14 protein-coding genes are annotated in these 12,833 nt (G+C 62.1%); 8 read left to right on the top strand and 6 right to left on the bottom strand.

The window, feature by feature from the left end; all coding sequences use genetic code 11:
* Positions 1-7: 7 nt before the first annotated feature.
* Together H559_RS19825 and H559_RS0110235 are read right to left on the bottom strand one after the other, a co-directional pair.
* Positions 8-448 (bottom strand): GNAT family N-acetyltransferase, encoded by a 441-nt coding sequence (locus H559_RS19825; protein WP_051279260.1) that lies wholly within the window; start codon positions 446-448, stop codon positions 8-10.
* Entirely contained in the window at positions 445-858 is a 414-nt protein-coding gene (locus H559_RS0110235; RefSeq protein ID WP_028452635.1) for a VOC family protein, read from the bottom strand. The genes H559_RS19825 and H559_RS0110235 overlap by 4 nt, the downstream gene beginning before the upstream one ends.
* A 169-nt stretch (positions 859-1,027) precedes the next feature.
* Here H559_RS0110235 and H559_RS21695 point away from each other — a divergent pair, with 169 nt between their 5' ends.
* Positions 1,028-1,993, top strand: a complete 966-nt coding sequence (locus H559_RS21695) for an ankyrin repeat domain-containing protein (protein ID WP_051279258.1) — start codon at positions 1,028-1,030, stop codon at positions 1,991-1,993.
* A gap of 79 nt (positions 1,994-2,072) precedes the next feature.
* A complete protein-coding gene (locus H559_RS19815) occupies positions 2,073-2,330 on the top strand; it encodes a YkgJ family cysteine cluster protein (protein ID WP_034640748.1) in 258 nt (85 codons plus the stop codon).
* 114 nt (positions 2,331-2,444) lie between these two features.
* Here H559_RS19815 and amt read toward each other — a convergent pair whose 3' ends face one another.
* Together amt and glnK are read right to left on the bottom strand one after the other, a co-directional pair.
* Entirely contained in the window at positions 2,445-3,959 is a 1,515-nt protein-coding gene (amt, locus tag H559_RS0110220; protein WP_028452634.1) for an ammonium transporter, read from the bottom strand.
* 28 nt (positions 3,960-3,987) lie between these two features.
* Positions 3,988-4,326 carry a P-II family nitrogen regulator gene (gene glnK, locus H559_RS0110215; protein WP_028452633.1) on the bottom strand — a complete coding sequence of 113 codons (339 nt, stop codon included), beginning with the start codon at positions 4,324-4,326 and terminating at the stop codon, positions 3,988-3,990.
* A gap of 235 nt (positions 4,327-4,561) precedes the next feature.
* Between glnK and H559_RS0110210 the strand changes: the two genes are divergently transcribed.
* On the top strand, positions 4,562-4,822 hold the full coding sequence (locus H559_RS0110210; RefSeq protein ID WP_028452632.1) for an accessory factor UbiK family protein: 261 nt from the start codon (positions 4,562-4,564) through the stop codon (positions 4,820-4,822).
* 167 nt (positions 4,823-4,989) lie between these two features.
* Positions 4,990-7,536 carry an ATP-binding protein gene (locus tag H559_RS21690; RefSeq protein ID WP_051279256.1) on the top strand — a complete coding sequence of 849 codons (2,547 nt, stop codon included), beginning with the start codon at positions 4,990-4,992 and terminating at the stop codon, positions 7,534-7,536.
* A gap of 135 nt (positions 7,537-7,671) precedes the next feature.
* Here H559_RS21690 and gnd read toward each other — a convergent pair whose 3' ends face one another.
* Complete coding sequence (gene gnd, locus H559_RS0110200) at positions 7,672-8,583, bottom strand: phosphogluconate dehydrogenase (NAD(+)-dependent, decarboxylating) (RefSeq protein WP_028452631.1); 912 nt, start codon at positions 8,581-8,583, stop codon at positions 7,672-7,674.
* Positions 8,584-9,091: 508 nt separating this feature from the next.
* Here gnd and ubiU point away from each other — a divergent pair.
* The 4 genes from ubiU to H559_RS0110180 all read left to right on the top strand — a co-directional run bounded on the left by ubiU (position 9,092) and on the right by H559_RS0110180 (position 12,590).
* On the top strand, positions 9,092-10,093 hold the full coding sequence (gene ubiU / locus H559_RS0110195) for a ubiquinone anaerobic biosynthesis protein UbiU (RefSeq protein WP_028452630.1): 1,002 nt from the start codon (positions 9,092-9,094) through the stop codon (positions 10,091-10,093).
* A gap of 14 nt (positions 10,094-10,107) precedes the next feature.
* Positions 10,108-10,989 (top strand): U32 family peptidase, encoded by an 882-nt coding sequence (locus tag H559_RS0110190; RefSeq protein ID WP_028452629.1) that lies wholly within the window; start codon positions 10,108-10,110, stop codon positions 10,987-10,989.
* 21 nt (positions 10,990-11,010) lie between these two features.
* A complete protein-coding gene (gene ubiT, locus H559_RS19805) occupies positions 11,011-11,442 on the top strand; it encodes a ubiquinone anaerobic biosynthesis accessory factor UbiT (RefSeq protein ID WP_051279254.1) in 432 nt (143 codons plus the stop codon).
* A gap of 119 nt (positions 11,443-11,561) precedes the next feature.
* Positions 11,562-12,590: a hypothetical protein gene (locus tag H559_RS0110180; protein WP_034640744.1), complete on the top strand. Its 1,029-nt coding sequence runs from the start codon at positions 11,562-11,564 to the stop codon at positions 12,588-12,590.
* Here the strand turns inward: H559_RS0110180 and H559_RS23310 are convergent.
* On the bottom strand, positions 12,587-12,712 hold the full coding sequence (locus tag H559_RS23310) for a hypothetical protein (protein ID WP_281171364.1): 126 nt from the start codon (positions 12,710-12,712) through the stop codon (positions 12,587-12,589). The genes H559_RS0110180 and H559_RS23310 overlap by 4 nt on opposite strands.
* Positions 12,713-12,833 lie beyond the last annotated feature (121 nt).

The following is a 12,833-nucleotide window of genomic DNA, read 5'->3' as shown; positions in this document are numbered from 1 at the left end:
CGCCGGATCAGCGCCGCCAGAACAGATGGCAGTCCGGTTGTGCCTGGAAGCCGAGATGCCGGTAAAACCCGGCCGCCGGCAACTGCCGTATGGTCAGCAACGACAGCAGTTCCACGCCTTCCGCGCGCAGTTCGTCCTGCACGCCATCGACCAGCACGCGGCCAAGGCCGTTGCCCTGCAGGCCAGGAATGACAAAGCATTCATCGATGAAACATTCGTCGCCGCTCCACCAGTCACGCCGGTGCCCGAACAGCGCACCGCAGGGCTTGCCGCCATCGAGCAGCACCCAGCAGCGCGCCTGCGGGTTGGCAAACAGACCGGCGAGATAGCGCTGCGCATGGGCATCATCGCGCCACTCGTCATTCCACGGCGGCGCATTGAAGGTCTGCCGGAACAGGCGGGCGATCAGCGGCAGGTCGCTTTCCTGCATGCGGCGAAGATTGCTCATGCCGCAGCTCCGGTGAGATCCATGAAGGGATTGAACGCCACCTCCCACAGAAAGCCGTCCGGATCGGCGAAATAGCCGCTATACCCCCCCCAGAAAACGGACTGGCCAGCCTTGACCAGCCTGGCGCCCGCCGCGACAGCCTCGGCCAGCACGGCATCCACTTCCGCCGGCGAGCCCACATTGTGCGCCAGGCTGAAACGCGGGAAGCCCTGGCCATCGTCCGGCACACCGGCATCCTCAGCCAGCGCGGCCCGCCCGTACAGGGACAGCAGCAGGCCATTCTGCAGGCGCAGAAAGGCCACGCTCTCCTGGCTTTCCGGCAGTTCGCTGAAACCGAGCCGCTGGTAGAACGCCCTAGCCGCCGGCAGATCGGCAACACCGAGGGTAATGAGGCTGAGACGGGCTTGCATGGAAACCTCGCTAAATGCTGACGGGAAGCTGCGATTATGCCTGCATCGACGCCCGCCATTGCGGCTGCAAAGGTATTTTTAACGACGGCGGCAGGCATTCCTCCACAGAAGCGTGGAGGCCGGGCCGGTACTCTTTTGGCATATCCCGCCAAACCTCCGGAGTACTCCCTTGCCCCAGCTCAGCGCGCTTCTCACTGCCATCGGCCATCCGGAACTGGTGCCGCATGAATTGCAGCAACGCTACCCGCACATTGCCGAGCGCATTGCCGAGCGCTGGGGAAGCGACGCGCTGACGGGCTATCTCGATGAATTGATCATCATGGAGCAGCCGGGCCGCCAGGGTTTTCCGCCCGAAGTCGGACAGGAACTGATGCGCCTGTCGATTGCCTGGGCTGCATTGTCGGGGGCCACAGCGGATGAGAGCGACCCGTGGGCGGGAGAACCGGACATGCACACCATCCCGTCTGCCCCCACACGGTTTTCGGCAACGGATTCCGCCCCCGCAGGCAAGCACAGCAGCACTGTGCTGCATTTTGGTGCAAGCCGGCAGGCCAGCCAGGAACGCCGTGACGAGCAAGGCTGGACGGCACTGATCCGTGCTTGCCATCAAGGCCGCACCGAAGAGGTCGCGCGCCTGCTGCAGCAGAATGCCAGCGCCAGCGCCTGTGATTCGGACGGCTATCAGGGCCTGCACTGGGCTGCCCTGCAGGGCCATGTGCCGGTGATGGCCCTGCTGCTCGGCCATGGCATCAATCCCAACGTTCGCAGTGACAAGGGCATCACGCCACTGATGCTGGCCGCCAGTCGCGGTGAAGAGCGCGCCTGTGCGCTGCTGCTGCGCGAGGGTGCCGGCGTCAACGCCGTCAGCGCTGATGGCTGGAGTGCCCTGCACAAGGCGGCGGCCAATGGCCATGTCGGTACCGTACTGCGCCTGCTGGAATTCGGCGCCAGTCCGCTGCAGGCAAACCACGCGGGCAAAACGGCACTGGATCTGGTACCTGCTGAGCATGCCAGGCTGGCGCAATTGCTGGACGAAGCCAGCTCTGCCTGCGAACGCGAGGCGGACTGGCACGGAGCGGTACCCTTCCCGAAAACGGCCACGCCCCATCCGGCGCAGCGCAGCAGCAACGGCTAGGCCTGGCCGCTGGCCGAATGGCCCTGCACCCGGTCGACGAACACGCTACCATGCCGGACTTTCTGTCTGTGGAACCATCATGGATTGCCGACCCCACTGTGGCGCGTGCTGCACCGCACCCTCGATTTCCAGCCCCATTCCCGGCCATCCGCACGGCAAACCGGCGGGAGTCGCCTGTGCGCAGCTCGACGACGAGCTGCGCTGCCGGATTTTCGGCCAGCCGGGGCGCCCGGCCTGTTGCAGCGGCCTGCAGCCATCCGCAGAGATGTGCGGCAGCAATCGTCAGGAGGCGCTGGCCTGGCTCACCGAACTCGAAACCGCAACACGGCCAAACTAGCAAGGGTATTTACCTGCAGCCTTTCACAATAAATGGCTGCATGCATATACATGGCAATGCATAAAACAAACCCCGCCGAGAGGCGGGTTTTGTTCGTTGCAGCGCGCTTGCTGCTTACATGTTGTAGGCCTTTTCGCCGTGGCTGGTGACATCCAGACCTTCGCGTTCTTCGTCTTCCTTCACGCGCAGGCCGATAGCCAGATCAACCAGCTTGTAGGCAATCGCTGCCACCACGCCGGACCAGACAATGGTCAGCACGACGCCGATGGCCTGGATCTTCAGCTGACCCCAGATCGAATAACCCGAAGCCACGCCGTTGGCAACATAGTCCCACACACCGGTGCCACCGAGATCGGGGCTGGCAAACACCGCGGTCAGCAGCGCCCCCAGAATCCCGCACACGCCATGCACGCCGAACACGTCCAGGCTGTCATCGGCGCCCAGCAGGCGCTTCAGGCCATGCACGCCCCACAGACCCGCCACACCGGCGATCAGGCCCATGATCAGGCCACCACCGACACCGACAAAACCGGCAGCCGGGGTAATCACGACCAGACCTGCCACCGCGCCGGATGCCGCGCCCAGCAGCGAGGGCTTGCCCTTCAGGCACCATTCGGCAATGGTCCAGGACAGCGCCGCCGCAGCCGGAGCCGCCCAGGTGTTGATGAAGGCCAGAGCGGCCGTGCCGTTGGCTTCCAGCGCGGAGCCGGCGTTGAAACCGAACCAGCCGAACCACAGCAGGGAGGCACCGATCATGGTCATGGTCAGACTGTGCGGGGTCATGGCATCACGGCCGTAACCAACGCGCTTGCCGACAAAGTACGCACCCACCAGGCCGGCAATCGCGGCATTGATGTGCACGACGGTCCCGCCAGCGAAGTCGAGCGCACCGTCCTGGAACAGGAAGCCTGCGGTCTTGGTCGCGGCTGCAGCCGCATCTGCGCTGGTGTACGCATCCGGGCCAGCCCAGTACCACACCATGTGGGCAACCGGGATATAGGAGAAGGTGAACCAGATCACGCAGAACACCAGCACGGCCGAGAACTTGATGCGCTCGGCAAAGGAGCCGACGATCAGACCGCAGGTAATGGCGGCAAACGCGCCCTGGAAGGCCACGTAGATCAACTCGGATACCCCGATGCCCTTGTTGAAGGTCGCGGCAATCGAATCCGGCGTCACGCCTTTCAGCAACAGCTTGGAGAAGCTGCCGAAGAAGGCATTGCCCTCGGTAAACGCCAGCGAATAGCCATAGATCACCCACAGCACGCTGATCAGCGAGAACACGGTGAATACCTGCATCAGCACGGAAAGCATGTTCTTGCTGCGTACCAGGCCACCGTAGAACAGCGCCAGGCCGGGGATGGACATCAGGACCACCAGTGCGGCGCAGACCATCAGCCAGCTGTTGTCGCCCTTGTTGATTGTCACGGTGGGGGCGGCCGGCGCAGCAGCAGCAACGGCTTCGCTGGCGGCGGCCGGAGCGACAGCCGGAGCCGAAGCATCGGCCACCACTGAAGCAGCAAGGGTTTCAACTGTAGATGCCGCGCTGGCGCTGTCATCCGCCCAGGCCGGAGCTACGCCCAGCATTGCCGCTGCCAGAGCGCAGGCGGCGAGTAGTTTCTTCATCATGCTCATTCTCCTGATTGGCTTGTTCTGGTCAGAGTGCGGCGTCGCCGGTTTCACCGGTACGGATGCGCACGACATGCTGCAGATCGAATACGAAAATCTTGCCGTCGCCGATCTTGCCGGTATTGGCAGCCTTCTCGATGGCTTCGATTGTCTGCTCGAGCAGCTCGTCGGCGACGGCGACTTCCACTTTCACCTTGGGCAGAAAATCGACGACATACTCGGCACCGCGATACAGCTCGGTGTGCCCTTTCTGGCGGCCGAAGCCTTTCACTTCGGTGACGGTCAGGCCATTCACACCGATGGCCGACAGACCTTCGCGCACTTCATCGAGCTTGAAGGGTTTGATGATGGCGGAAACGAATTTCATGCTGGTGCTCCCTGTACTGGATTCGGACACGGACTGTTTAGCAGGAAGCGTGCCAGACTATTATTTCAATAATAATCATGCACTTGCACAAACAAATCACCTGGACAGCACTGCAATGGCGCAGCAGCAGACTGCGCGGAACACCCTGCGCACCAGCATGGTGCGGCGACGAAAAAACGGGATGCTCTGCTACACTGCAAGTCGGTCAACCCCGAACACCTGTCAGGAGCACCCCATGCTGAAGGAAAAACTGTTTGATGAAATCGCCGGAAAGATCTCCGACGTCATTGCAGCCAGTCCGGCCAAGGATGTGGAAAAGAATGTGCGCGCCATGATGTCCAGCGCCTTCACCAAAATGGATCTCGTCACCCGCGAAGAATTCGAAACGCAGCAGGAAATCCTGGTTCGCAGCCGCGAAAAGCTCTCCGAGCTGGAGAGGCGCATCGCCGAACTGGAAAGTCGCCTGCACGCCAACAACCCGCAGGATGCGCTGTAAGGCAGCCATGCCAGCCCCAAAGCCCGGCTCCGCCGGGCTTTTTTGTTGCAAGAACAAGGATGAAAATCGACAAAACACCCGCCTGATGACATATTATTGCCCAGCACTTACTCAGACTGAATGAAATACGATTGCAAATGTAAAAGTGCCTACAGAAAGGGCATGACATGACGACTCCGGTTACCTCCGCAATCACCACACCCGCCGGCCTTTTCCAGCCCGTCCCCTTTACCGATGCCTATCACTACGCTTCGCCCGCACAGCGCTGGGGGCTGGGCAGCCTGTGGCTGTTCTCGCTCCTGCTCGGGATTAGCCTCTCCATCGTCTGTACGGAGCTGAAATGGTTCGGTGTGCCGCTCGATATTGGCGGCTACCAGATTTTCGCGACCTTCTACCCGCCGCTGACGCTTTGCCTGCTGTGGAGCATCTGGTTCGGTTTCTGGTGGGGCGCCATCCCCGCCTTCATTGCCACCCTGGCGAGCGCACTGTATTCCGGCATGCCACTGGGCTGGGGACTGGTCTTCTCCTTTGCCGATCCGCTGGGTTTTGCCGCATTTGCCGTCACCTACCATGTCATCCAGGTTTACAACGCCCGCGGGCTGAGCAATATCCTGCTCTTCACGCTGCTGGCATTTTTCTGTGCGATCTTCAGTTCGCTGGGTGCGCTGATCTGGGTGTACACCAACGGCCTGGGCATCAAGGACGCATTTGCCATCTGGCAAGGCTGGTGGGTGGGCGGCTTCCTGCAGCTGATGCTCACCGTCGCACCGCCGATGGCGCTGTGCAGCACCCGGGTGGCACGCTGGCGCGACCAGGCACTGCTGAAAAACCGGCAAAACCACACCCTGTCGCTGAACAAGAATGCGCTCCTGCTGGTTACGGCACTGATGATGGGCGGCGTATTTCTGTTTCTGAGCCTGTCGTTCTACCTGAGCCACCACGCAGCGGCAGCCGCCAGCCAGCCCGGCAGCAATGTGGACTGGCAGACGGTCGCCACCATGGCGGAAAGCTCGTCGCTGGCCGTGTACTGGGTGATGGGTACGCTGCTGGTTGCCATGTCCTTCCTCGGCTACCACATGGTCGTCAAATGGATGAACAGCCTGAAGGAGGTCGCGCGGCAGGCCGAAGAAGCCAACCGGGTGAAATCGGACTTTCTCGCCCGCATGAGCCATGAAATCCGCACGCCGATGAACGCCATCATCGGCCTCGCCAACCTGCTGAACCAGACCGCGCTCAACGACAAGCAGCAGGATTATGTCATCAAGATCCAGCACGCCACCGATGCGCTGCTGGGCGTCATCGACGATGTACTGGATTATTCGAAAATCGAGGCCGGCAAGCTTGGCATCGAATACCTGCACTTCGATCTGGACGACCTGCTCAAGGGGCTCGTCAACATCCTCTCGCTGAAGGCCGCCGGCAAGAATCTGCGCCTGCAAATCGATATCGCCGACGATGTACCGCGCCATCTGATGGGCGACCCGCTGCGCCTGCGGCAGATTCTGCTCAATCTGGGCAACAATGCCATCAAGTTCACCGCCAGCGGCAGCATCACCATGCAGGTGCGCTGCCTTGAGCGCGACGGGGAACAGGTATCGCTGCGCTTTGCCGTCACCGACACCGGTATCGGCATCGCCGACGAACACAAGGCCGATCTCTTCCAGGCCTTCACGCAGGCGGACGAATCGATTGCCCGCCGCTATGGCGGCACTGGTCTGGGCCTGGCCATCTGCCGCGAACTGGTACACATGCTGGGTGGCGAAATCAGCGTCGAAAGCACACCGGGCGAAGGCAGCACTTTCCTGTTCACGCTGGATTTCGACCTCGCCGACCAGGATGCGCCGCTCACCGCACTGCACGGACACAGCCCGCCACCCGTTCTCGCCCAGCCGGTGCAGGATGACAACCCGCTGGCCGGCAAGCGCGTGCTGCTGGTGGAAGACAACCCGATCAACCGCCAGATTGCCGAAGAATTGCTGCAGGCCTGCGGCATCTACGTCGATTACGCCGAGAACGGCCTGGTGGCCATCGAGCGCGTGCAGCAATCACGCTATCACGCGGTACTGATGGATCTGCAGATGCCGGAAATGGACGGCTTCATTGCCACGCGCCACATCCGCTCGCACAAGCGCTTGCGCGATCTGCCCATCATCGCCATGACGGCGCACACAATGCTGGGCGACCGCGAGCGCTGCCTGTCTGCCGGCATGAACGACCACATCCCCAAGCCCTTCCGTCCGGAACAGCTCTACGCCGTGCTGAGCCGCTGGCTCGACCCGAGCCGCTCCGTCAAGCTGCAGCAGGCCGTTGCAGGGCAAGACACGAGCTGGCCGACGCTGCCGGGACTGGATCTGGACTACGGCTATCATCAGGTCGGGCTGAAACCCGAGCGCTTCATCGTATTGCTGCGCAATTTCATGAACAATCACGCCGATACCGCACATGACATCCGTCAGGCTCTGCAAAGCGGTCAGTTGTCCGAAGTGGAACGGCTGGCACACTCGCTGAAATCGGTCGGCCGCTATCTGGGTGCACCACGGCTGGCGAGCCATGCCGAAACGCTCGAACACGCTGCGGCCAGCGGCAAGGCTGATCTCGAACACGAGGTCAGCCAGTTTGAAGAAGCATTGCAGGAAGTCATGAGCTCCCTCGCCAGCCTGGGTGACCGCCTCAATCCGGCCGAAAGCGCCAACCCGGCACTCAGCCCCACCTAGAATACACAACCAGGTATATCACCAAAAATCTTTAATAAAAAGGGCTGCAATGACATACCCAACAAAAAACCCTGCAGATGCAGGGCTTTTTGTTGCCAGCCGGGCAGCTATTGCCCGGCTATGACAGAGCCGCAATCACTTCTTGGCAATAGCGTGGCCACCGAAAGCATTGCGCATCATCTGCAGCAGCTTCATGCCGTAATCGTCATTGCCACGGCTGGCGAAACGCGCATACAGCGCGCCGGCGATCACCGGGGTCGGAACGCCCAGCTCGACCGATTCCAGAACAGTCCAGCGGCCTTCGCCGGAATCCGGCACGAACGGCTGCAGCTCGCCCAGTTCCTTGTCCTTGGCCAGCGAATCAGCCGTCAGATCCAGCAGCCAGGAGCGCACCACCGAACCGTGACGCCAGACTTCGGCGATTTCGGCGACGTCCAGCTCCAGCTCTTCCTTGGCTTTCAGCAGCGCAAAGCCTTCGGCGAAGGCCTGCATCATGCCGTATTCGATACCGTTGTGAACCATCTTGGTGTAGTGACCGGCACCCACCGGGCCGCAATGCAGCCAGCCGCGATCGGCGGCCGGGGCCAGCAGTTCGACAAAGGGCTGCACCTTGGCAACAGCGTCTTTGCTGCCGCCGAGCATGATGGTGTAGCCGTTGGCCAGACCCCATACGCCACCGGAAACACCGGCATCGACAAATTCCAGACCGGCCTCGGCCAGCTCCGCGCCATGGCGCTGGCTGTCCTTGTACAGCGCATTGGCACCGTCAACAACCACGTCACCGGCGCTCAGCAGCCCCTTCAGTTCGGTCAGGGTGTTTTCGCTGATTTCACCGTGCGGCAGCATCAGCCAGATCACGCGCGGGGCGGGCATGGCGGCAATGGTGTCGGCAACCGACGCAAACGTACGGATATTGGCAAATTCGCCACTGAGCTGTTCGCGGGTTGCCGCACTGACATCAAAGCCGAACACGGTTGCACCACCGCGTGCCAAACGGCGTGCCATGTTGCCGCCCATCTTGCCCAGGCCGATCATTGCAATATTCATCGTGTGTTTTCTCCGTGCTTGCGGGCTGTGCCCGTCAATCAAAAATAGCCAAAATTCCGGTGGCACTGGCAGCATGCCGGCCTGGCGGGGAAATGACCATGCAGTCTTTCCGCCATGAACAATCCTGTTTCCCCGGGCCAAGTGCCGTCAGCTTGACCTGGATTAAAGCAGCGTTACCGCTACGGCCTTACTCTGACAGGCAAGTAGCACCCCTCTTTCAAAGAACGGGCGGCCTGAAGCCAGCCCAGACAACACGGCAGAGGCAAGGGGCTTCGCCGTTATTCGGGCGTGCATCCGGCATATTGACCGGGTGCGCGCCGTTTCCTTTGCTGCAGCCGGAATCAAATAAGCAATCCGCCATTGTGCCCTGTCAATAGCCCGCATGGCTATCCCGTTTACGACTAATGGCGCGGCTTGCGACTGGTGCAGATTTGACCTGCGTTAAAGTCTGCGCGCCTGCCGGCCTCTAAGCTCAGGCCATTCCAGCCCTGATGAAAGCTGCCCCGTCATGCCCCGCAAACCCCAGTTGATCTGCCCTGCCGGCAGCCTGCCGGCCCTGAAAGCCGCCGTCGATCGCGGCGCCGACGCCGTGTATGTCGGCTTCAAGAACGCCACCAATGCCCGCAACTTCGCCGGACTGAACTTCACCGACCAGCAGCTTGCGGAGGGCATCGCCTACGCACACCGGCATGGTCGCGAAATCCTCATCGCCATCAATACCTACGCACAGGCCGGCCGCGTGGCCGAATGGCGCAAATCGGTCGATCGTGCCGCGGAAATCGGTGCAGATGCCGTTATTCTCGCCGATTTTGGCTTGCTGAGCTACGCGTATCAAACCCATCCGCAATTGCGCCGCCATCTGTCGGTACAGGGCTCGGCCACCAACTTCGCTGCGATCAACATGGCCCACGAGTGTTTCGGGGTTTCCCGTGCCGTGCTGCCGCGCGTGCTGACGCTGCCGCAGGTCGAGTACGTCATCAAGAATACCCCGGTGGAAATCGAAGTGTTCGGCTTTGGCAGCCTGTGCGTGATGGCCGAGGGGCGCTGCATCCTGTCGAGCTACGCCACCGGCCAGTCGCCGAACACCCACGGCGTGTGCTCGCCAGCCGGCTTCGTGCGCTGGGAGCCCGAGGGCCAGCGCATGCGAACCCGGTTGAACGACATCCTGATCGACCAGTTCGAAGCCGGTGAACCCGCAGGGTATCCGACGCTATGCAAGGGTCGCTTTGAGGTAGAAGGCGATACCTACTATGCCCTGGAAGAACCGACCAGCCTCAATACCCTCTCCATCCTGCCGGAGCTGATGAAAATCGGCGTCAGTGCCATCAAGGTCGAAGGCCGCCAGCGCAGCCCCGCCTACACCGCCGAAGTCACCGCCACCCTGCGCGCCGCCATCGACGCCGCCGGCGATGCCCACTATTCGGTCAAGCCGGCCTGGCAGGACGCGCTGACCAAGGTATCCGAAGGTCACCAGCAGACTCTCGGCGCCTACTCGCGCCCCTGGCGCTAAGAAGGAAAGCAGCCATGCAACTCACCCTTGGACCCAACCTGTATTTCTGGCCGCGCCAGCAGGTGCTCGATTTTTACGCCGACGTTGCCAGCTGGCCGGTGGCTGATGTTTATCTGGGCGAAGTCGTCTGTTCACGCCGCCATGAAGTCAAAACCGCTGACTGGCTGGCGCTGGGAACGGAGCTGGCACAGGCCGGCAAACGGGTCATTTACAGCACACAGGCGCTGCTGGAATCGGCCAGCGACCTGATGGGGCTGAAACGGCTGGTCGAAGCCGGCGGGCTGATCGAAGTGAACGACCTCGGCGCGGTCGAAATCGCCCGCAAGGCCGGCATACCCTTTGTCGCCGGCGCGACGCTCAACATCTACAACGGCCCGACGCTCGACTGGTTCGCCGCACAGGGCGCCACCCGCTGGGTGCCGCCGCTGGAAGCCAGCCGCGAGACGGTCACAGCGATTCTGGCCGAGAAAACCTGTGCCATCGAAACGGAAGTGTTCGGACACGGCCACCTGCCACTGGCCTTCTCGGCGCGCTGCTTCACCGCCCGTCATTACACGCTGAAGAAAGACGACTGCCAGTTCAAGTGCCTCGAGCACCCGGACGGCATGCTGGTCGACACGCGCGAAGGCCAGCACTTCCTGCGCATCAACGGCATCCAGACCCAAAGCGCCGCCTGCCACAGCCTGTATGACGACCTGCCACAGTTGGCTGCTGCGGGCATTGGCTACCTGCGCATCAGTCCGCAGGCGACGCACTGCCGCGCGGTAGTCGACGCCTTTGCCGCCCGGCTGACTGACGCCAGCGCTGGCAGCGATCTGGCCGCACTGCATCCGCAGGGGCTGGTCAACGGCTACTGGCATGGCAAGGCAGGTATTGCCCTGCAACCCAATGAATAAAATGGCTTGAGAAATATACCCATGAATATCCCGGCACCGATCAAAACCATTCTGCAGCAGCTGCCCGAGCTGCCGCCCACGCTGGCACTGGTCACCGCGCTCAATCTGCTGCGCAAGCAGCTCTGGCCGGAAGACGATTTCGCCTGGCTCACCGGCCGCAGCGTGCGCCTGGAAATCGCCGATCTGGGGCGTGGCGTCACCTTCGGCTTCGATGGCCAGCGTTTCGTCACGGCAGAGCAGCCCGCCGACGTGGTGTTTGCTGCCGCACTGGCGGATTACTGGATCATCGCCCGCCGCCAGGAGGATCCGGACACGCTGTTCTTCCAGCGCCGGCTGACCATTTCCGGAGACACCGAACTGGGCCTGCAGCTGAAAAACCTGATGGACGCGACCGATTTCGAGCCGCTGCTGCAACACCTGCCGCAGGGCTTGCGTAGCCGGCTGGTGATCTAGTTCACCCCGCGCAGGCATCAGGAAGCGCCGGCGGAAAAGGCTGCGTACAATCGCTAGCCAGCCCACTTCGCTGCCCCTGCCCTGCCATGCCTGTTGACGAATCAGCCCAGCGCCCTCCTGTGGCAAAGCCCCGCACACCGCGCCTCGATATCGTCCTGCGCTGGCTGATCGGGATCTGCATTCTCCTGGCTGCCTTCATGCTGCTTGCCGCAGAGGGCGCTCGTGGCTGGGATGGGCTGGCCTACCTGATCGGCGCCATCGCCGCCGGCGCACTGGGCGGTCTGTTGCTGGTGCTGCATCTCGGCACCATGATCATTCGCGGCCTGCCCGCCCGACAGCGCAGGACCACCCTGATCACTCTCGGCATCGTCGGCCCGCTTCTCCTCCTGCTGGCAGGCGGCTATCACACGCAGAAGTCACGCATTGGCGAACGCCTGCCGGAAGAACAGCACGGTGAAGCCTTCCGGCTGGCCGGGGCAACCTTCCCCGAGGGCGGAACAGTGCAGTACATGCGTAGCGGCCTCTTCAGCACGCAGGCCATCGCGATTCGCGCCAGCGCGCCAGGGCATCTGGACCATTTGCGACTGACTGAGCTGGAATTGAGCTATCCGCCCGGCGAAGGGCAGATTGCGGTCACACTGGCCGCTCCGCAAACCATATCCGGCTGGCATTGCGATTCCGCGTCACCAGTCACACTGGTCATGGATGGCAAGTGGCAGCTGGTCGAATGTGTACTGGCCAGAAACCATCGCGTCGGCGCCCTGGACTGGCTTGCCGGCACGCAGTTCAGCAGGAATGCCAAAGGGATGCGGCTTTACTGGAGCGAGGGCGAGGCAGATGACTCGTCGGCGCCATGCCGCCATTCGATAAGCACCCTGGGCTACCGCTTCAGCGAACTGGAATACCAGGCCGACCCGGGTGATGACAGCACGGGCACCTACAGCGGCACCCTGTGCGATGCCGTGACGGCCGGCCCCTTCACCTTCCAGGCGGGCGCACGCTATACCCTCTATGGCAGCGGCAGCAGCGCCATCTGGGGCCAGCCCGAACCGGCAGCCCCGGAGTACGAAACAGTGTGCGTGGAAAAAGGCCGGCCGGAAGAGCCTTTCCGCAAATGTGGCACGCCTGCCGGGCAGGACACGCACTAAACCGGCATCGCCACAGCATGTGCGGTGAGCACTCCTGCCATGCCGGCCACCGAAAAACCAGCAACGACAAGGGTATTTTCACCCAGCCATTTATTTGAAATGGTCTTGATGATATACATCATTATGTATATCGCCTGCCCCTGCGCTGCGGCAATCCGAACGCAGTGCAAGACCGTGTGGCCTTGCCCACGCCTGCTTACAACATCAGACTGGTATCATTGGTAAATTGCGTCAGCAAGCCAA

The sequence above is a fragment of the Chitinilyticum aquatile DSM 21506 genome (assembly GCF_000430805.1).
GTDB lineage: Bacteria > Pseudomonadota > Gammaproteobacteria > Burkholderiales > Chitinibacteraceae > Chitinilyticum > Chitinilyticum aquatile.
Note: the sequence above shows the minus strand (reverse complement) of the source record. Positions and strands in the feature narration are given on the sequence as shown.

What these genes read in the sequence shown, in the direction of transcription:
- H559_RS19825 (WP_051279260.1), bottom strand. Translation starts at nt 448, where the DNA reads ATGAGCAATCTTCGCCGCATGCAGGAAAGCGACCTGCCGCTGATCGCC.
- H559_RS0110235 (WP_028452635.1), bottom strand. Translation starts at nt 858, where the DNA reads ATGCAAGCCCGTCTCAGCCTCATTACCCTCGGTGTTGCCGATCTGCCG.
- H559_RS19815 (WP_034640748.1), top strand. Translation starts at nt 2,073, where the DNA reads ATGGATTGCCGACCCCACTGTGGCGCGTGCTGCACCGCACCCTCGATT.
- amt (WP_028452634.1), bottom strand. Translation starts at nt 3,959, where the DNA reads ATGATGAAGAAACTACTCGCCGCCTGCGCTCTGGCAGCGGCAATGCTG.
- glnK (WP_028452633.1), bottom strand. Translation starts at nt 4,326, where the DNA reads ATGAAATTCGTTTCCGCCATCATCAAACCCTTCAAGCTCGATGAAGTG.
- H559_RS0110210 (WP_028452632.1), top strand. Translation starts at nt 4,562, where the DNA reads ATGCTGAAGGAAAAACTGTTTGATGAAATCGCCGGAAAGATCTCCGAC.
- H559_RS21690 (WP_051279256.1), top strand. Translation starts at nt 4,990, where the DNA reads ATGACGACTCCGGTTACCTCCGCAATCACCACACCCGCCGGCCTTTTC.
- gnd (WP_028452631.1), bottom strand. Translation starts at nt 8,583, where the DNA reads ATGAATATTGCAATGATCGGCCTGGGCAAGATGGGCGGCAACATGGCA.
- ubiU (WP_028452630.1), top strand. Translation starts at nt 9,092, where the DNA reads ATGCCCCGCAAACCCCAGTTGATCTGCCCTGCCGGCAGCCTGCCGGCC.
- H559_RS0110190 (WP_028452629.1), top strand. Translation starts at nt 10,108, where the DNA reads ATGCAACTCACCCTTGGACCCAACCTGTATTTCTGGCCGCGCCAGCAG.
- ubiT (WP_051279254.1), top strand. Translation starts at nt 11,011, where the DNA reads ATGAATATCCCGGCACCGATCAAAACCATTCTGCAGCAGCTGCCCGAG.
- H559_RS23310 (WP_281171364.1), bottom strand. Translation starts at nt 12,712, where the DNA reads ATGATGTATATCATCAAGACCATTTCAAATAAATGGCTGGGTGAAAAT.